The organism is Escherichia sp. E2586 (assembly GCF_005781105.1).
GTDB lineage: Bacteria > Pseudomonadota > Gammaproteobacteria > Enterobacterales > Enterobacteriaceae > Escherichia.
In genome coordinates this window covers 15,643-34,719 of record NZ_VATN01000017.1, presented here as the reverse complement: position 1 = coordinate 34,719, position 19,077 = coordinate 15,643, and the positions used below count along the sequence as shown (strand labels likewise).

Sequence of the window (19,077 nt, the reverse complement as noted above, 5' to 3'; positions counted from 1 at the left end):
CAGAAAAAAATGCCGGATGCGGCGCTGGCGCGTCTTATCCAGTCTACGCAGGCATGGTAGGGGGGTAGCTTATTTCCCCACATACGCCAGATTCAGCAACGGATACGGTTTCCCCAAATCGTCCACCTCAGAGCGCCCTGTAACCTTAAAGCCCATCTTCTTATAGAACCCAACCGCCTGCTCATTTTGCTCATTAACGTTGGTTGTCAGTTCCGAAGCCATTGAGAGCGCATACTCCACCAGCATCTGCCCTACGCCGCAGCCGCGCACATCAGGATCGATAAACAGCGCATCCATATGCTGCCCACTTAACAACATAAACCCAACCGGCTGATCCCGCTCATTAACCGCGACCCACAACGGTGCTTCCGGCAGAAAGGAACGCACCAGCTCTTCCAGTTCGGCCCTATACTCTGCTGATAAAAAATCGTGGGTGGCATCGACAGAACGACACCAAATCGCAACGAGTTCCTCCCCTTCCTCATGCCGTGAGCGGCGAATACTAATAACCATTTTCTCTCCTTTTAGTCATTCTTATATTCTAACGTAGCTTTTTCCTTGAAACTTTCTCACCTTCAACATGCAGGCTCGACATTGGTAAATTTTCTGGTTATCTTCAGCTATCTGGATGTCTAAACGTATAAGCGTATGTAGTGAGGTAATCAGGTTATGCCGATTCGTGTGCCGGACGAGCTACCCGCCGTCAATTTCTTGCGTGAAGAAAACGTTTTTGTGATGACAACTTCTCGCGCGTCTGGTCAGGAAATTCGTCCGCTAAAGGTGCTTATCCTTAACCTGATGCCGAAGAAGATCGAAACTGAAAATCAGTTCTTACGCCTGCTTTCAAACTCACCTTTGCAGGTCGATATTCAGCTGTTGCGCATCGATTCCCGTGAATCGCGCAACACGCCCGCAGAGCATCTAAACAACTTCTATTGCAACTTTGAAGATATTCAGGAACAGAACTTTGACGGTCTGATAGTCACCGGTGCGCCGCTGGGTCTGGTGGAGTTTAATGATGTCGCTTACTGGCCGCAGATCAAACAGGTGCTGGAGTGGGCGAAAGATCACGTCACCTCGACGCTGTTTGTCTGCTGGGCGGTACAGGCCGCGCTCAATATCCTCTACGGCATTCCTAAGCAAACCCGCACCGACAAACTCTCTGGTGTTTACGAGCATCATATTCTCCATCCTCATGCGCTTCTGACGCGTGGTTTTGATGATTCATTTCTGGCGCCACATTCGCGCTATGCCGATTTCCCTGCCGCGTTGATTCGTGATTATACCGATCTGGAAATTCTGGCAGAGACGGAAGAAGGGGATGCATATCTGTTTGCCAGTAAAGATAAGCGCATTGCCTTTGTGACGGGCCATCCCGAATATGATGCGCAAACGCTGGCGCAGGAATATTTCCGCGATGTGGAAGCCGGACTAAACCCGGATGTACCGTATAATTATTTCCCGCACAACGATCCGCAAAACAAACCGCGAGCGAGCTGGCGCAGTCATGGCAATTTGCTGTTTACCAACTGGCTCAACTATTACGTCTACCAGATCACGCCATACGATCTACGCCGTATGAATCCTACACTGGATTAATCTTCTGTGGCGGTCGATCGTTAAGCGATTCAGCACTTTACCTCAGGCACCTTCGGGTGCCTTTTTTATTTCCGAAACACACCTCAGCGGGTGAATAAATTTTATTCATATTGTTATCAATAAGTTATCATATATTTTTATTTAAAATGGAAATTGTTTTTGATTTTGCATTTTAAATGAGTAGTCTTAGTTGTGCTGAACGAAAAGCACACAACGATCCTTCGTTCACAGTGGGGAAGTTTTCGGATCCATGACGAGGAGCTGCACGATGACTGAACAGGCAACAACAACCGATGAACTGGCTTTCACAAGGCCGTATGGCGAGCAGGAGAAGCAAGTTCTCACTGCCGAGGCGGTAGAATTTCTGACTGAGCTGGTGACGCATTTTACGCCACAACGCAATAAACTTCTGGCAGCGCGCATTCAGCAGCAGCGGGATATCGATAACGGAACGTTGCCTGATTTTATTTCGGAAACAGCTTCCATTCGCGATACAGGCTGGAAAATTCGTGGTATTCCTGCGGACTTACAAGATCGTCGAGTCGAGATAACTGGCCCGGTTGAGCGCAAGATGGTGATCAACGCACTCAACGCGAATGTGAAAGTGTTTATGGCCGATTTCGAAGATTCACTGGCACCAGACTGGAACAAAGTGATCGATGGGCAAATTAACCTGCGCGATGCGGTTAACGGCACCATCAGTTACACCAACGAAGCAGGCAAAATCTATCAGCTCAAGCCAAATCCCGCGGTGTTGATTTGCCGGGTACGCGGTCTGCACTTGCCGGAAAAACATGTCACCTGGCGCGGCGAAGCGATTCCTGGCAGCCTGTTTGATTTTGCGCTCTATTTCTTTCACAACTACCAGGCACTGTTGGCAAAAGGCAGCGGCCCCTATTTCTATCTGCCGAAAACCCAGTCCTGGCAGGAAGCGGCCTGGTGGAGCGAAGTCTTCAGCTATGCAGAAGATCGCTTTAATCTGCCGCGCGGCACTATCAAGGCGACGTTGCTGATTGAAACGCTGCCTGCCGTGTTCCAGATGGACGAAATCCTTCACGCGCTGCGTGACCATATTGTTGGTCTGAACTGCGGTCGCTGGGATTACATCTTCAGCTATATCAAAACGTTGAAAAACTATCCCGATCGCGTCCTGCCAGACAGACAGGCAGTCACGATGGATAAACCCTTCCTGAATGCTTACTCACGCCTGTTGATTAAAACCTGCCATAAACGCGGTGCTTTTGCGATGGGCGGCATGGCGGCGTTTATTCCGAGCAAAGATGAAGAGCGCAATAGTCAGGTGCTCAACAAAGTAAAAGCGGATAAATCGCTGGAAGCCAATAACGGTCACGATGGCACGTGGATCGCACATCCTGGCCTTGCTGACACGGCAATGGCGGTATTCAACGACATTCTCGGCTCCCGCAAAAACCAGCTTGACGTAATGCGCGAACAAGACGCGCCGATTACTGCCGATCAGCTGCTGGCACCTTGTGATGGTGAACGCACCGAAGAAGGTATGCGCGCCAACATTCGCGTGGCTGTGCAATACATCGAAGCATGGATCTCCGGCAACGGCTGCGTGCCGATTTATGGCCTGATGGAAGATGCGGCGACGGCTGAAATTTCCCGTACCTCGATCTGGCAGTGGATCCATCATCAAAAAACGTTGAGCAATGGCAAACCGGTGACCAAAGCCTTGTTCCGCCAGATGCTGGGCGAAGAGATGAAAGTCATTGCCAGCGAACTGGGCGAAGAGCGTTTCTCCCAGGGGCGTTTCGACGATGCCGCACGCCTGATGGAACAGATCACCACTTCTGATGAGTTAATTGATTTCCTGACCCTGCCAGGCTACCGCCTGTTAGCGTAAACCACCACATAACTATGGAGCATCTGCACATGAAAACCCGTACACAACAAATTGAAGAATTACAGAAAGAGTGGACTCAACCGCGTTGGGAAGGCATTACTCGCCCATACAGCGCGGAAGATGTGGTGAAATTACGCGGTTCAGTCAATCCTGAATGCACGCTGGCGCAACTGGGCGCGGCGAAAATGTGGCGTCTGCTGCATGGCGAGTCGAAAAAAGGCTACATCAACAGCCTCGGTGCACTGACTGGCGGTCAGGCGCTGCAGCAGGCGAAAGCGGGCATTGAAGCGGTCTACCTGTCTGGCTGGCAGGTAGCGGCGGATGCTAACCTGGCAGCAAGCATGTACCCGGACCAGTCGCTTTATCCGGCGAACTCAGTTCCTGCCGTGGTTGAGCGGATCAACAATACTTTCCGCCGTGCGGATCAGATCCAGTGGTCTGCGGGCATTGAGCCGGGCGATCCGCGCTATGTCGATTACTTCCTGCCGATCGTTGCCGATGCGGAAGCCGGTTTTGGTGGTGTCCTGAATGCCTTTGAACTGATGAAAGCGATGATTGAAGCCGGTGCAGCGGCAGTTCACTTCGAAGATCAGCTGGCATCAGTGAAGAAATGCGGTCACATGGGCGGCAAAGTTTTGGTGCCAACTCAGGAAGCTATTCAGAAACTGGTCGCTGCGCGTCTGGCTGCCGACGTGACGGGCGTTCCAACCCTGCTGGTTGCACGTACCGATGCCGATGCAGCGGATCTGATCACCTCTGATTGCGACCCGTATGATAGCGAATTTATTACCGGCGAGCGCACCAACGAAGGTTTCTTCCGTACTCATGCAGGTATTGAACAAGCGATCAGCCGCGGCCTGGCGTATGCGCCGTATGCTGACCTGGTATGGTGTGAAACCTCCACGCCAGACCTAGAACTGGCGCGCCGCTTTGCGGAAGCCATCCACGCGAAATATCCGGGCAAACTGCTGGCTTATAACTGCTCGCCGTCGTTCAACTGGCAGAAAAACCTCGACGACAAAACTATCGCCAGCTTCCAGCAGCAGCTGTCGGATATGGGTTACAAGTTCCAGTTCATCACCCTGGCAGGCATCCACAGCATGTGGTTCAACATGTTCGACCTGGCAAACGCCTATGCGCAGGGCGAGGGTATGAAGCACTATGTTGAAAAAGTGCAGCAACCGGAATTCGCCGCCGCGAAAGATGGCTACACCTTTGTTTCTCACCAGCAGGAAGTGGGGACAGGTTATTTCGATAAAGTGACGACCATTATTCAGGGCGGCACGTCGTCAGTTACCGCGCTGACCGGCTCCACCGAAGAATCGCAGTTCTAACAACCGATAAACGTTGCTAACTGTAGGCCGGATAAGGCGTTCACGCCGCATCCGGCAATGAGCGCCTGATGCGACGCTTGCGTGTCTTATCATGCCTACAAACGTTGCTGACCGTAGGCCGGATAAGGCGTTCACGCCGCATCCGGCAATCAACGCCTGGTGGACGCTTGCGCGTCTTATCCGGCAATTCTCTGCTCCCGACGAGGGCAACAAATGCCGCGTGGCCTGGAATTATTGATTGCACAAACCATTTTGCAAGGTTTCGACGCTCAGTATGGTCGATTTCTCGAAGTGACCTCCGGGGCGCAGCAGCGTTTCGAACAAGCCGACTGGCACTCTGTCCAGCAGGCGATGAAAAACCGTATCCATCTTTATGATCATCACGTTGGTCTGGTGGTGGAACAGCTGCGCTGTATCACTAACGGCCAAAGCACGGACGCGGAATTTTTACTGCGCGTCAAAGAGCATTACACCCGGCTGTTGCCGGATTATCCGCGCTTCGAGATTGCGGAGAGCTTTTTTAACTCCGTGTACTGTCGGTTATTTGACCACCGCTCGCTGACTCCCGAGCGGCTTTTTATCTTTAGCTCCCAGCCAGAGCGTCGCTTTCGTACCATTCCGCGCCCGCTGGCAAAAGACTTTTATCCCGATCACGGCTGGGAATCGCTACTAATGCGTGTCCTCAGCGACCTGCCGCTGCGTCTGCGCTGGCAGAATAAAAGCCGTGACATTCATTACATCATTCGCCATCTGACGGAAACGCTGGGGACAGACAACCTCGCGGAAAGCCATTTACAGGTGGCGAACGAACTGTTTTACCGCAATAAAGCCGCCTGGCTGGTGGGTAAACTGATCACGCCTTCCGGCACGTTGCCCTTTTTGCTGCCTATCCACCAGGCGGACGACGGCGGGCTGTTTATTGATACCTGCCTGACGACCACCGCCGAAGCGAGCATTGTCTTTGGCTTCGCGCGTTCCTATTTTATGGTTTACGCGTCGCTACCTGCCGCACTGGTCGAGTGGTTACGGGAAATTCTACCGGGCAAAACGACTGCAGAGCTGTACATGGCCATCGGCTGCCAGAAGCACGCCAAAACTGAAAGTTACCGTGAATATCTGATTTATCTGCAAGGCTGTAATGAGCAATTTATTGAAGCGCCGGGCATTCGTGGAATGGTGATGCTGGTGTTCACGCTGCCGGGCTTTGATCGGGTATTCAAAGTGATTAAAGACAAGTTCGCGCCGCAGAAAGAGATGTCTGCGGCTCACGTTCGCGCCTGCTATCAGTTGGTTAAAGAGCACGATCGCGTAGGTCGAATGGCGGATACCCAGGAGTTTGAAAACTTTGTGCTGGAGAAGCGGCAAATCGCACCGGCATTAATGGAATTACTGCTCCAGGAAGCGCCGGAAAAAATCACCGATCTCGGCGAACAGATTGTGATTCGCCATCTCTACATCGAACGGCGGATGGTGCCGCTCAATATCTGGCTGGAACAGGTTGAGGGCCAACAGCTGCGCGACGCTATTGAAGAGTACGGCAACGCTATTCGCCAGCTTGCCGCCGCCAACATCTTCCCCGGCGACATGCTGTTTAAAAACTTTGGTGTCACCCGTCACGGGCGCGTGGTGTTTTATGATTACGATGAAATTTGCTACATGACGGAAGTGAATTTCCGCGACATCCCACCGCCGCGCTACCCGGAAGACGAACTTGCCAGTGAGCCGTGGTACAGCGTTTCGCCGGGCGATGTTTTCCCGGAAGAATTCCGCCACTGGCTATGTGCCGACCCGCGCATTGGGCCACTGTTTGAAGAGATGCACGCCGACCTGTTCCGCGCTGATTACTGGCGAGCGCTACAAAACCGTATCCGTGAAGGGCACGTGGAAGATGTTTATGCGTATCGGCGCAGGCAGCGGTTTAGCGTGCGATTCGTATAAATCAGAGACGAAAAGTCATCGCATTCCGCCATACGCCAGCGTCACTTCCTTCGCCGCTTTAATCACCATCGCGCCAAACTCGGTTACGCGGTCGTCGGTAATACGTGAAATCGGCCCGGAAATCGAAATTGCGGCAAATGGTTCGCGGTGCTCATCGAAAATACACGCCGCGAGGCAACGAAGCCCCAACGCATGTTCTTCATCGTCAAATGAATAGCCACGTTTACGCGTCTGGGCGAGGTCCTCTTTTAGATGCACAGGAGACACCAGCGTCGCGTGGGTATAGGCATGTAATCCTTTGCGATGCAGCAGTTTCGTCACCTGTTCTTCGCTCAGTTGGGCTAAGAAAGCTTTACCGGCACCAGAGGCATGCATCGGTAACTTACCGCCGATAGGGGCTGACATACGCATCAGATGCGTACACTGCACCTGGTCGATAATAATCGCTTCGTGATCGCTTTGATCCAGCACCGCCATATTGACCGTTTCGCCAGACTCTTCCATCAGATTGCGCAGGATAGGGTGAACAATGGCTAACAAATTACGGCTCTGGAGAAAGCTGCTGCCGACCATAAAGGCATGTGCGCCTATCGCCCAGTGTCCAAGTTCGCCAACCTGACGGACGAAACCCTGCTGTTGCATCGTGGTTAGCAGGCGGTGAGTCGTGGAATTGGGTAATCCGGCTTGCTGTGCCAGTTCCGTAAGTGCCACACTGCCATTGGATTCGGCAATCCACTCCAGTAATTTCAGCCCACGCGTTAAAGACTGAACCTGTCCAGTCGCGGGTGCGGTGGCAACGGCGGGTTTTCTGCCGCGTTTTGCGGGAATGGGTGCGACCATGACAGTCTCCTTTTTCTGTATCGTGGAAATCATTTTCATTTTTATTACGGTGTAATGCAATAGTTGCCACACTGATCCGATGAGTTAATGTTGAACAAATCTCATGTTGCGTGGTGGTCGCTTTTACCACTGATGCGTTTATGCCAGTATGGTCTGTTGAATTTTTTTACAGTCTGGGTTGAGCGTGTCGGGAGCGAGTGTGAGCAGCAAAGTTGAACAACTGCGTGCGCAGTTAAATGAACGTATTCTGGTGCTGGACGGCGGTATGGGCACCATGATCCAGAGTTATCGACTGAACGAGGCAGATTTTCGCGGTGAACGTTTTGCCGACTGGCCTTGCGATCTTAAAGGTAACAACGACCTGCTGGTTCTCAGCAAACCGGAAGTGATCTCCGCCATCCACAACGCTTACTTTGAAGCGGGCGCAGATATCATCGAAACCAACACCTTCAACTCCACGACGATTGCGATGGCGGATTACCAGATGGAATCCCTGTCGGCGGAAATCAACTTTGCGGCGGCGAAACTGGCGCGTGCTTGTGCTGACGAGTGGACCGCGCGCACGCCGGAGAAACCGCGCTACGTTGCTGGTGTTCTCGGCCCAACCAACCGCACGGCGTCTATATCGCCGGACGTAAACGATCCGGCATTTCGTAATATCACTTTTGACCAGCTGGTGGCGGCTTATCGCGAATCCACCAAAGCATTAGTCGAAGGTGGTGCGGATCTGATTCTGATTGAAACCGTCTTCGACACCCTCAACGCCAAAGCGGCGATTTTTGCGGTGAAAACGGAGTTCGAAGCGCTGGGCGTTGAACTGCCGATTATGATCTCCGGCACCATCACCGACGCCTCCGGGCGCACACTCTCCGGGCAGACCACCGAAGCATTTTACAACTCATTGCGCCACGCCGAAGCGCTGACCTTTGGCCTGAACTGTGCGCTGGGACCCGATGAACTGCGCCAGTACGTGCAGGAGCTGTCTCGGATTGCAGAATGCTACGTCACCGCCCACCCGAACGCCGGGCTGCCCAACGCTTTTGGTGAATACGATCTCGATGCCGACACGATGGCAAAACAGATACGTGAATGGGCGGAAGCGGGATTCCTCAATATCGTCGGCGGTTGCTGCGGCACCACGCCACGACATATTGCAGCGATGAGTCGCGCAGTAGAAGGATTAGCGCCGCGCAAACTGCCGGAGATTCCCGTAGCCTGCCGTTTGTCCGGTCTGGAGCCGCTGAACATTGGCGATGACAGCCTGTTTGTTAACGTCGGTGAGCGGACTAACGTCACCGGTTCTGCCAAATTCAAACGCCTGATTAAAGAAGATAAATACAGCGAGGCGCTGGATGTGGCGCGCCAGCAGGTGGAAAACGGCGCGCAGATTATCGATATCAACATGGATGAAGGGATGCTCGACGCCGAAGCGGCGATGGTGCGTTTCCTCAGCCTGATTGCCGGTGAACCGGATATCGCCCGCGTGCCGATTATGATCGACTCCTCAAAATGGGAGGTCATCGAAAAGGGGCTGAAGTGTATTCAGGGCAAAGGCATTGTTAACTCTATCTCAATGAAAGAGGGCGTCGACGCCTTTATCCATCATGCGAAACTGTTGCGTCGTTACGGTGCAGCGGTGGTGGTAATGGCCTTTGACGAACAGGGCCAGGCCGATACCCGTGCACGGAAAATCGAAATTTGCCGTCGGGCGTACAAAATACTCACCGAGGAAGTCGGCTTCCCGGCGGAAGACATCATCTTTGATCCGAACATCTTCGCGGTCGCAACTGGCATTGAAGAGCACAACAACTACGCGCAGGACTTTATCGGCGCGTGTGAAGACATCAAACGCGAACTGCCGCACGCGCTGATTTCCGGCGGCGTCTCTAACGTTTCCTTCTCGTTCCGTGGTAACGATCCGGTGCGCGAAGCTATTCACGCGGTGTTCCTCTACTACGCCATTCGTAACGGTATGGATATGGGGATCGTCAACGCCGGGCAACTGGCGATTTACGACGACCTGCCCGCCGAACTGCGCGACGCGGTGGAAGATGTGATCCTTAACCGTCGCGACGATGGCACCGAGCGTTTACTGGAACTTGCCGAGAAATATCGCGGCAGCAAAACCGACGATACCGCTAACGCCCAGCAGGCGGAGTGGCGCTCGTGGGAAGTGAATAAACGTCTGGAATACTCGCTGGTCAAAGGCATTACCGAGTTTATCGAACAGGACACCGAAGAAGCCCGCCAGCAGGCCGAGCGCCCCATTCAGGTGATTGAAGGCCCGCTGATGGACGGCATGAACGTGGTCGGCGACCTGTTTGGCGAAGGGAAAATGTTCCTGCCGCAGGTGGTGAAATCGGCGCGCGTCATGAAACAGGCGGTGGCGTATCTCGAACCGTTTATCGAAGCCAGCAAAGAGCAGGGCAAAACCAACGGCAAGATGGTGATCGCCACCGTGAAGGGCGATGTGCACGATATCGGTAAAAATATCGTTGGCGTGGTGCTGCAATGCAACAACTATGAAATCGTCGATCTCGGCGTGATGGTGCCTGCGGAAAAAATCCTCCGTACCGCCAGAGAAGTGAATGCCGATTTGATTGGTCTTTCGGGATTGATCACGCCATCGCTGGACGAAATGGTCAACGTGGCGAAAGAGATGGAGCGTCAGGGCTTCACCATTCCGCTACTGATTGGCGGTGCGACCACCTCAAAAGCGCACACGGCGGTGAAAATCGAGCAAAACTACAGCGGCCCGACGGTGTATGTGCAGAACGCCTCGCGCACCGTTGGCGTCGTGGCGGCGCTGCTTTCTGACACTCAGCATGACGACTTTGTCGCTCGTACCCGCAAAGAGTACGAAACCGTGCGTATTCAGCACGGACGCAAGAAACCGCGCACCCCGCCAGTTACGCTGGAAGCGGCGCGCGATAACGATTTCGCTTTTGACTGGCAGGCTTACACGCCGCCCGTGGCACACCGTCTCGGCGTGCAGGAAGTCGAAGCCAGCATTGAAACGCTGCGTAATTATATCGACTGGACGCCGTTCTTTATGACCTGGTCGCTGGCCGGGAAGTATCCGCGCATTCTGGAAGATGAAGTGGTGGGCGAAGAGGCGAAGCGGCTGTTTAAAGACGCCAACGACATGTTGGATAAATTAAGCGCCGAGAAAACGCTGAATCCGCGTGGCGTGGTGGGCCTGTTCCCGGCAAACCGTGTGGGCGATGACATTGAAATCTACCGTGACGAAACGCGTACACATGTGATCAACGTCAGCCACCATCTGCGTCAACAGACCGAAAAAACGGGCTTCGCTAACTACTGTCTCGCTGACTTCGTTGCGCCGAAGCTTTCTGGTAAAGCAGATTACATCGGTGCATTTGCCGTGACTGGTGGGTTGGAAGAAGACGCGCTGGCTGATGCGTTCGAAGTGCAGCACGATGATTACAACAAAATCATGGTGAAGGCCCTTGCCGATCGTCTGGCGGAAGCCTTTGCAGAATATCTCCATGAGCGCGTGCGTAAAGTTTACTGGGGCTATGCGCCGAACGAGAACCTCAGCAACGAAGAGCTGATCCGCGAAAACTACCAGGGCATCCGTCCGGCACCGGGCTATCCGGCTTGCCCGGAACACACGGAAAAAGCCACCATCTGGGAGCTGCTGGAAGTGGAAAAACACACTGGCATGAAACTCACGGAATCTTTCGCGATGTGGCCCGGTGCATCGGTTTCGGGTTGGTACTTCAGCCATCCGGACAGCAAGTACTATGCCGTGGCGCAGATTCAACGCGATCAGGTCGAAGACTATGCCCGTCGTAAAGGTATGAGCGTTACCGAAGTTGAGCGCTGGCTGGCGCCGAATCTGGGGTATGACGCGGACTGATTCACAAATATGTCACTTTTCCTTACAACAAACAGGGCACTCAATGGGTGCCCTGTCTCTTTATTAATATGAAACACTTATACTGGAATCAGGCGGGAATAATCTTAGCCGGAAAAACGAATGTCAAAAGGCACAGTAAAGATGCCAGCCAGCGTGTTTCCGGTCCTTTGGTCATTCAATTGCTTCAGGAACATATAACGATAAGGAGAACCTGAACTCGTGTTAACGCTGCTTCACCTGCTTTCTGCCGTCGCCCTGTTGGTCTGGGGGACGCATATTGTTCGAACAGGCGTAATGCGCGTCTTCGGCGCACGCCTGCGTACAGTCCTTAGCCGGAGCGTCGAAAAGAAGCCGCTCGCCTTTTGCGCGGGGATCGGCGTTACCGCACTGGTACAGAGTAGTAATGCCACCACCATGCTGGTGACCTCGTTTGTTGCCCAGGATCTGGTTGCTCTCGCGCCCGCGCTGGTGATTGTGCTGGGGGCTGATGTCGGGACGGCGCTAATGGCGCGGGTCCTCACCTTCGATTTATCCTGGTTGTCACCGCTGCTCATTTTTATCGGCGTTATTTTTTTCCTCGGACGCAAACAGTCACGCGCCGGGCAACTGGGCCGCGTCGGTATTGGTCTTGGGCTGATTTTGCTGGCGCTGGAGTTGATTGTGCAGGCCGTAACGCCGATCACCCAGGCAAACGGCGTTCAGGTGATCTTTGCTTCGTTGACTGGCGATATTCTGCTGGATGCGCTGATTGGCGCGATGTTCGCCGTTATCAGCTACTCCAGCCTTGCTGCTGTATTGCTGACCGCTACTTTGACCGCCGCAGGCATTATCTCCTTCCCGGTGGCGCTCTGTCTGGTAATCGGAGCCAACCTCGGTTCCGGCCTGCTGGCGATGCTCAACAATAGTGCCGCCAATGCCGCCGCTCGACGTGTTGCGATGGGTAGCTTGTTGTTTAAGCTGGTGGGGAGCTTGATTATCCTGCCATTTGTCCATGTTCTGGCTGAATCAATGGATAAACTGCCTTTGCCAAAAGCGGAACTGGTTATCTATTTCCACGTCTTCTACAACCTCGTTCGTTGCCTGGTCATGCTGCCGTTTGTCGATCCAATGGCGCGATTTTGCAAAACGATTATTCGCGATGAACCTGAGTTGGATGCCCATCTGAAACCAAAACATCTGGACGTTAGTGCGCTGGATACTCCGACTCTTGCTCTGGCGAATGCCGCCCGTGAAACACTGCGCATCGGTGACGCGATGGAACAGATGATGGAAGGGCTGAATAAAGTGATGCACGGTGAACCGCGTGAAGAGAAGGAGTTGCGCAAGCTGGCGGATGATATCAACGTCCTCTACACCGCGATTAAACTTTATTTGGCGAGGATGCCAAAAGAAGAGCTGGCGGAAGAAGAGTCGCGCCGCTGGGCAGAGATTATCGAAATGGCTCTCAACCTGGAGCAGGCTTCCGATATCGTCGAGCGCATGGGCAGCGAAATTGCTGACAAATCACTGGCAGCACGGCGGGCATTTTCGCTTGATGGGTTGAAGGAACTGGATGCGCTCTATGAGCAATTGCTCAGTAATTTAAAGCTGGCAATGTCGGTGTTCTTCTCTGGCGATGTCACCAGCGCTCGTCGTTTGCGCCGTAGTAAGCATCGTTTTCGCATTCTTAATCGCCGCTATTCCCACGCTCACGTCGATCGCCTGCATCAGCAAAACGTGCAAAGCATTGAAACCAGTTCGCTGCATTTAGGCTTACTGGGCGATATGCAGCGTCTGAACTCGCTGTTTTGTTCGGTGGCTTACAGTGTGCTGGAACAGCCGGATGAAGATGAGGGACGGGACGAGTATTAATATGCCTGATAAGACGCGTCAAGCGTCGCATCAGGCACTATGTACAAGATGCCGGATCATGCATCCGGCAATTCACTTAAAAACGGTGACCCGCTTCCAGCGGCACCGCTTCCTCACCAGCTTTAAATACATAAGTGGTATTCGGGCCGCCCAGCGTAGCGTGACCTTTACTCACCGTGATCCAGTTACCTTCCGGCAGGCCAATAATGGTCAGTTCTGGCGCGACGACCAGCAGTTCGCGAATACGCTGCTCGCGCGTTTCCCCTTTATGGCCTTCCGGCAACGCGTTGGTGAAGTGCGGGTTGATTTGCAGCGGGAACAGATTCAGCGCATCGAAACCTTGCGGATCGACAATCGGCATATCGTTGGTGGTGCGGATAGTTGGGCAAGCAAGGTTAGCGCCTGCACTCCAGCCGATATACAGCGCGCCACGTTTTACTACGTCGGCAATGGGTGCCAGCAGCCCGCGCTCGCGGCACTGTTTCAGCAACTGGAAAGTGTTGCCGCCGCCGACAATCACGATCTCAGCATTTTCAATCGCGGCAACAGGATCGGCCACGCTATGAATACCGGTGACAGAAACGCCAAGTGGGGCAAGGACCGCAGCCGTTTTGGCCGTATAATCATCCCAGGTTTGCGTTACGCCAGCGAAAGGAATAAACACCGCTGAACGGCGACCTTGCAACTGTTCAGCAATCAACGGCAGTGCATGTTCCAGCCAGGCTTTACCCGGCAGCGTCGAGTTACTCAATAAAAGCAGTTCCATTACTTCTCCGGTTAGTAAGAAAACACGGAAGGAATGCTACCACTGCAAATTTAACCACTTACTGACGTGGCTCACGATGTCACACATTGTACCAGGCGTTCTGAAGACGGTTAGCAAACAAGGCGCTGAGGCTGATGACAAACGTAAGATTGCCTGATGCGCTACGCTTATCAGGCCTACAAGCTAATCGCAATATCTTGAATTTTCGCGATTTTGTAGGCCGAATAAGGTGTTTGCGTCGCATCCGGCATGAACAACGTGCACTTTGCCACCAATCAGAGCGCCCCTTAATGCGCTGATGTTTCTTATCCTTCTCGTGCAAATTGTGCCGCTTCAGTAATCAGCCGCGCATCAGGTCGCACACCGGTATACATCGCGAACTGCTCGACGGCCTGTAAAGCAATCACCTCTGCGCCGCTGATCGTCTGCTTATCAAGCTGCTGCGCCAGACGAATGAGCGGCGTTTCCGGTGGCAATGCCACGACGTCAAAAACGACGCTTGCCGTAGAGATCATTGCCTCGCTGAAGGCCAGCTCATGGCTCTCTTTACCGCCAGCCATGCCAACGGGGGTAACGTTAACCAGAATGTCGCAGTCGATTCCTTCTGGCTGCGGTTGCCACTGGAAGCCATACTGCTTCGCCAGCGCCGGGCCGCTCTCGTGGTTGCGGGCGGCGATGATGACATCGGTAAACCCCGCGTCGCGAAAGGCGGCAATCACCGCTTTGCCCATGCCGCCACTGCCGCGAATCATCACGCGTGCGGCGCTATTGAGCTGGTGGTGAATAATCAGGTTTTTCACCGCAATGTAGTCGGTGTTAAACCCGGTCAGCCTGCCGCCGTCATTCACGATGGTATTCACTGAATCAATGATTTTCGCTGACGGATCGATCGCATCGAGAAAGGGCATACAGCTTTCTTTAAACGGCATCGACACGGCACAGCCGCGGATACCTAATGCGCGAACACCTTTCACCGCCGCCTCAATATCCTGGGTGGCGAACGCTTTGTAGATGAAATTCAGCCCCAGCTTTTCATACAGATAATTGTGAAAACGTGTGCCGAAGTTGCCGGGGCGACCGGCCAGCGACATGCACAGTTGAGTATCGCGATTAATCATGGCTGATTGCCTTTGCATGAGTGAGCAGATATTGCTCCGCCTCACCGGACCATACTCCCTGATGACGCGTCAGAATTGCCGCCAGTGCTTGATCCTGAATCTGCGTGAGTGACGTCAGCGGCAGGTCTTTCCCGGTATACACCAGTTTTTTGCCGCCGCCGACGGCAGGCAATTCAAGCGTGGTTTCGCCCGCAGCATTCAGCCCAAGAATATGTGTTACCACTTTTGCGGCCTGCACTTTTTTCTCTTCGATCAGTTTGACCGCCGCACGCATGTCATCGGTATTGCCGCCCGATGTGCCAACGTAATGAGTAAAGGCATAATGCACATCGTAGAAATTAATTGGCGCGCTGAAGTGCTTATCCTGCGGTCCGGCGAAGAAATTCAGACAACCATCTGTCGCCAGCAAGGAAGAGGCGAGAGTCACCAGTCCTTCATTAGGCACAAAGACGAAAATATCATCGAAGCCGTGACCGCCACTCAGTGCCATTAACGTATCAAATGCTGCATCGGCGGCATTGAGATAATGAATCAGTGTTTGCGGTTCTGATGGATAGTGCTGCCGTGCATAACTCAATTTGTTATTGTCGGTATCGGTAATAACGAGCAGCGACGGGTTAACAGGCCCATGCAGCGCATAATCAATCGCTAACAGTCCCATTGGTCCGGTGCCGCCGAGGATCAGTGTGCGCCCTTGCGGGCGAATCCCCATCGTGTGGTTATAACTACCTTCCTGAAGATGATAGTTGGCGTTGAACGCGCCAATCACGCAGGAAAGCGGTTCAACCAGCGAGCCTTCAAAGTAGGTTTCGCCGTCGTATGCCAGCAGGCAATCCTGTTCCATAACCTCATTTGGGATAACCACATGTGTGGCTTCACCGCCCACCCACGGGAAAGAGTAACCGGGGCAGTCCGGGCTTTCCGGCAGTTGCAGGTTGGCCTGAATCACATAGCGCTGGCCCGGCTGAAATTTGTGCTGCCACTTTTTACCCACGGCCAGAATATCGCCGCAAAATTCATGGCCGATGATGATGGGATTGGTCGCCACATCGTCGGGTACTTTTTTATGGTTTTCACCCAGATTGGCCTCTTTCCAGGAAGAGAGGCACAGGCTGTCGGTAACCACCGTCGCGAGGATTTCATCCTCCTGCATTTCAGGAAGATCAAAGGTTTCCAGGCGTAAATCACGTTTACCATAAAGACGCAGAGCTGTTGTTTTCATAAACCACCTCGTGTTGAACGATGGCCCCGACGGTTGCGCCGGGGCGAAGAATCAGGACAGGAAGTCCAGCGCATTGCCGATAATCCCTAAACCAAACAGGGCGAAAATCAGCCATACCGGGTTAATTTTTTTGTTGAGCAGACGCACCATCAGCAGCGTCAGACCGAGCGCCAGCAAACCAGGGCAAAGTTGGTCGAGAATGTTCTGCACGGTCATGGTGACGGTGGAGCCATCGGCGGCAGGCGTTTGCGAAACTACCAACGGCACGTTGATCGACGTCCATTTGGTGACCAGCACGCCCATCACAAACAGTCCGAGAATCGATGCGCCCTCAGTCAGTTTTTGCAGCAAATTACCGCCCATATCGCTGACGATATTCACGCCTTTACGAAAGCCCAGTTGCAGCCCATACCATTTCATTGCCAGACGTACTGCATTGAAAATAAAGAAGAACAGCAGTGGGCCGAGAATGTTGCCAGAAAGAGCCAGAGATGCGCCGAGCGCGGCGGTAATCGGGCGTAGGGTTCCCCAGACCAGTGGATCGCCAACCCCTGCCAATGGTCCCATCAGGCCAACTTTGATGCCGTTAATGGTGCCGTCATCAATTTCTGCACCGTTGGCCCGCGCTTCTTCCATGGCGGCGGTCACGCCGATGACCGGACCACATACGGCTGGCGTGGTATTGAAGAACACCAGGTGTCGCCTGAGCGCCGCAACCTGATCCTCTTTTAATGGGTAGAGTCGCTTGATGGCGGGGATCATGTCGTAACAAAAGCCCAGCCCATGAATGCGTTCAAAGTTGAAGGACGCCTGTTGCAGGTTGGAGCGCAGAAACATGCTCACCAGATCGCTGCGTGTAATTTTTCTCTGTTCCATGATGGCTCCGTTAATCATCAAGTTGGTCAAGGGCGGTGATAGTGGTGGTCTGGGGATGTGGTTCAGCTTTACGCCACTGTGGATTTAGCTGGATGTAGAGCAGGGCCATGATCACGCCGACGCCACCGAACGCCAGCAGACTGAGATCGAGGTAGCCACCTGCGAGGAAACCGAGGAAAAAGAAAGGCATCAAATATTTCACGCCCATCATGCGAAGCACCATGGCGTAACCGACCACCACGATAAAACCGCCAGCAATCTGCAATCCACGGGTTACAAATTCGGGAATGGCGCTCAGCATATTGCTCACCATATCGGCGCTGACGAACAGCGAGACAATCAGTGCCGGAATCGCAACGCGCAGTGCCTGCACGCCAAGCGCGGAGACATGCAGAATATCGAGAGTGCGAAACCGCGCTTCTTCCGCTGCTTTATCCGCCGCGTGCTGGAACACAACGGTGATGGTGCGGGCAAACACCGTCAGCACCTGGCCTGCCGCAGCCACAGGCAACGCGATGGCGATACCGGTGGCGATGCTTTGCTGACCAACGATAACCAGAATGGCGGAGATTATGCTGGCGAGTGCAGAATCCGGAGATTGCGCCGCGCCGACGTTCATCCAGCCGAGAGCTATCAATTCCAGCGTACCACCGAGCATAATTCCGGTTTTTAAATCACCGAGAATTAAACCAATCACCGTACAGGCAATTAACGGGCGATGAGTCTGAAATTCATCCAGCACGCTGCCCATTCCTGCAATACAGGAAAAAAGAAATATGGCAATGATTTGTAGGGTACTTATTTCCATGATTTGTCACCTTTTAAGTGTCGTCATCCCTGCCTGTTAAAGCATATGTACACAGGCGCTATTATTTAATTTGCGACTAACTGTTCTTTTATTTTGTCGATAATATTGATTGAAGGATCTGACGCTACAACGCGTAAATCCAGCGTGACGCCAAGATTATTTAACTCATGAAATGCGTTAATATCATCGTCATCTAATGAAACTGCTTTGGTTAACTGTTTTTTACCGGGTCGCCAGGCCATGCCGCCAATATTCAGGGTGCCTATTTTTACTCCCTGGCGAACCATCGCTAAGGCATCCTGAGGTCGGGTAAAAAGATAAAATACGGTTTCGTCCTGATATTGTGGGTTGTGATACACCGCGACGGCTTTTTCAATATTGACCACGTTAACTTTCATTCCCGGCGGGGCGGCCTGACGCAATAATGTCCGGCGAACTTCATCGTTATACACCTCGTCATTGCAGATAATAATGCGCTGGGCGTTAGCTACTTTCGACCAGACGGTAGTGACCTGGCCGTGGATTAGGCGGTCATCAATGCGGGCGAGCGTAATGTTCATCAGAAATCCTCCTCTGCCGTTGCCAGTTGTTTCCAGACAACGCAGGTTTGCTTTGCGATTTGCGTCAGGTGTTCACACAGTTCATCAACGTTCATGCTGTCCTGGTTATCGACCAGTTCGAGCGCCAGCGGCAGGGAAAGGCCGCTGATTACCCGCAGGCGCGGATTACGCATCGCAAGCGTTGCCGCCGCGTTCCACGGGCTGCCGCACTGTAAGTCCACGGCGATTAACCACTCGTCATGATTGTGAATACTCACTAACTTTTCCAGCTTTGCCACGATGTCTCCGGCGTTCTCGCCGGGCACAAATTCAACTGCCTCAACATTGGCGTCGCCGTACACCATCTGAACCGATTCCAGCATGGCGCAAGCTAATTTGCCGTGGGCGCAAAAAATGGCATTGACCATAAAGC

Annotated in this window: 15 protein-coding genes; 6 read left to right on the top strand and 9 right to left on the bottom strand. The window is 53.2% G+C overall.

Translation table 11 applies throughout. The annotated features are described in order from the left end of the window. Positions 1-69: 69 nt before the first annotated feature. The gene (locus FEK50_RS16620; RefSeq protein WP_131162361.1) at positions 70-513 is read right to left on the bottom strand and encodes an acetyltransferase; all 444 of its coding nucleotides are present in this window, start codon (positions 511-513) and stop codon (positions 70-72) included. A gap of 156 nt (positions 514-669) precedes the next feature. Here FEK50_RS16620 and metA point away from each other — a divergent pair, with 156 nt between their 5' ends. From metA to aceK, 4 genes are all read left to right on the top strand, one after another. Further along, the gene (gene metA / locus FEK50_RS16615) at positions 670-1,599 is read left to right on the top strand and encodes a homoserine O-succinyltransferase (protein ID WP_131162360.1); all 930 of its coding nucleotides are present in this window, start codon (positions 670-672) and stop codon (positions 1,597-1,599) included. Between the two features lie 268 nt (positions 1,600-1,867). Further along, positions 1,868-3,469, top strand: a complete 1,602-nt coding sequence (aceB, locus tag FEK50_RS16610) for a malate synthase A (protein ID WP_131162359.1) — start codon at positions 1,868-1,870, stop codon at positions 3,467-3,469. A gap of 29 nt (positions 3,470-3,498) precedes the next feature. After that, entirely contained in the window at positions 3,499-4,803 is a 1,305-nt protein-coding gene (gene aceA / locus FEK50_RS16605) for an isocitrate lyase (RefSeq protein ID WP_000857847.1), read from the top strand. 213 nt (positions 4,804-5,016) lie between these two features. Next, positions 5,017-6,741, top strand: a complete 1,725-nt coding sequence (gene aceK, locus FEK50_RS16600) for a bifunctional isocitrate dehydrogenase kinase/phosphatase (protein WP_131162358.1) — start codon at positions 5,017-5,019, stop codon at positions 6,739-6,741. 15 nt (positions 6,742-6,756) lie between these two features. Here aceK and iclR read toward each other — a convergent pair whose 3' ends face one another. Further along, positions 6,757-7,581, bottom strand: coding sequence for a glyoxylate bypass operon transcriptional repressor IclR (gene iclR / locus FEK50_RS16595; protein WP_000226403.1), 825 nt, complete (start codon positions 7,579-7,581; stop codon positions 6,757-6,759). A gap of 199 nt (positions 7,582-7,780) precedes the next feature. Here iclR and metH point away from each other — a divergent pair, with 199 nt between their 5' ends. Continuing rightward, positions 7,781-11,464 carry a methionine synthase gene (gene metH / locus FEK50_RS16590; protein WP_131162357.1) on the top strand — a complete coding sequence of 1,228 codons (3,684 nt, stop codon included), beginning with the start codon at positions 7,781-7,783 and terminating at the stop codon, positions 11,462-11,464. A 219-nt stretch (positions 11,465-11,683) separates the two neighbouring features. After that, a complete protein-coding gene (locus FEK50_RS16585; RefSeq protein ID WP_130205749.1) occupies positions 11,684-13,315 on the top strand; it encodes a Na/Pi cotransporter family protein in 1,632 nt (543 codons plus the stop codon). Between the two features lie 76 nt (positions 13,316-13,391). Here FEK50_RS16585 and pepE read toward each other — a convergent pair whose 3' ends face one another. The 7 genes from pepE to FEK50_RS16550 all read right to left on the bottom strand — a co-directional run bounded on the left by pepE (position 13,392) and on the right by FEK50_RS16550 (position 19,072). Beyond that, positions 13,392-14,081 carry a dipeptidase PepE gene (gene pepE / locus FEK50_RS16580; protein ID WP_130261152.1) on the bottom strand — a complete coding sequence of 230 codons (690 nt, stop codon included), beginning with the start codon at positions 14,079-14,081 and terminating at the stop codon, positions 13,392-13,394. A 305-nt stretch (positions 14,082-14,386) separates the two neighbouring features. Next, entirely contained in the window at positions 14,387-15,199 is an 813-nt protein-coding gene (locus FEK50_RS16575) for a shikimate 5-dehydrogenase (protein WP_131162356.1), read from the bottom strand. After that, positions 15,192-16,421 (bottom strand): L-sorbose 1-phosphate reductase, encoded by a 1,230-nt coding sequence (gene sorE, locus FEK50_RS16570; RefSeq protein ID WP_131162355.1) that lies wholly within the window; start codon positions 16,419-16,421, stop codon positions 15,192-15,194. The genes FEK50_RS16575 and sorE overlap by 8 nt, the downstream gene beginning before the upstream one ends. Positions 16,422-16,472: 51 nt before the next feature. Beyond that, positions 16,473-17,297: a PTS system mannose/fructose/sorbose family transporter subunit IID gene (locus FEK50_RS16565; RefSeq protein WP_131162354.1), complete on the bottom strand. Its 825-nt coding sequence runs from the start codon at positions 17,295-17,297 to the stop codon at positions 16,473-16,475. 10 nt (positions 17,298-17,307) lie between these two features. Beyond that, positions 17,308-18,105, bottom strand: a complete 798-nt coding sequence (locus FEK50_RS16560) for a PTS mannose/fructose/sorbose transporter subunit IIC (RefSeq protein WP_000406332.1) — start codon at positions 18,103-18,105, stop codon at positions 17,308-17,310. Positions 18,106-18,170: 65 nt separating this feature from the next. Then, a complete protein-coding gene (locus FEK50_RS16555; protein WP_130205757.1) occupies positions 18,171-18,665 on the bottom strand; it encodes a PTS system mannose/fructose/N-acetylgalactosamine-transporter subunit IIB in 495 nt (164 codons plus the stop codon). Beyond that, complete coding sequence (locus FEK50_RS16550) at positions 18,665-19,072, bottom strand: mannose/fructose/sorbose PTS transporter subunit IIA (protein WP_131162353.1); 408 nt, start codon at positions 19,070-19,072, stop codon at positions 18,665-18,667. The genes FEK50_RS16555 and FEK50_RS16550 overlap by 1 nt, the downstream gene beginning before the upstream one ends. Between the last annotated feature and the right edge of the window lie 5 nt (positions 19,073-19,077).

Bases quoted from the DNA above. Each gene is read 5' to 3' on its own strand.
- FEK50_RS16550 (WP_131162353.1), bottom strand. From the start codon at position 19,072: ATGGTCAATGCCATTTTTTGCGCCCACGGCAAATTAGCTTGCGCCATG.
- aceK (WP_131162358.1), top strand. From the start codon at position 5,017: ATGCCGCGTGGCCTGGAATTATTGATTGCACAAACCATTTTGCAAGGT.
- FEK50_RS16565 (WP_131162354.1), bottom strand. From the start codon at position 17,297: ATGGAACAGAGAAAAATTACACGCAGCGATCTGGTGAGCATGTTTCTG.
- FEK50_RS16620 (WP_131162361.1), bottom strand. From the start codon at position 513: ATGGTTATTAGTATTCGCCGCTCACGGCATGAGGAAGGGGAGGAACTC.
- FEK50_RS16560 (WP_000406332.1), bottom strand. From the start codon at position 18,105: ATGGAAATAAGTACCCTACAAATCATTGCCATATTTCTTTTTTCCTGT.
- aceB (WP_131162359.1), top strand. From the start codon at position 1,868: ATGACTGAACAGGCAACAACAACCGATGAACTGGCTTTCACAAGGCCG.
- iclR (WP_000226403.1), bottom strand. From the start codon at position 7,581: ATGGTCGCACCCATTCCCGCAAAACGCGGCAGAAAACCCGCCGTTGCC.
- sorE (WP_131162355.1), bottom strand. From the start codon at position 16,421: ATGAAAACAACAGCTCTGCGTCTTTATGGTAAACGTGATTTACGCCTG.
- FEK50_RS16555 (WP_130205757.1), bottom strand. From the start codon at position 18,665: ATGAACATTACGCTCGCCCGCATTGATGACCGCCTAATCCACGGCCAG.
- FEK50_RS16575 (WP_131162356.1), bottom strand. From the start codon at position 15,199: ATGATTAATCGCGATACTCAACTGTGCATGTCGCTGGCCGGTCGCCCC.
- pepE (WP_130261152.1), bottom strand. From the start codon at position 14,081: ATGGAACTGCTTTTATTGAGTAACTCGACGCTGCCGGGTAAAGCCTGG.
- metA (WP_131162360.1), top strand. From the start codon at position 670: ATGCCGATTCGTGTGCCGGACGAGCTACCCGCCGTCAATTTCTTGCGT.
- aceA (WP_000857847.1), top strand. From the start codon at position 3,499: ATGAAAACCCGTACACAACAAATTGAAGAATTACAGAAAGAGTGGACT.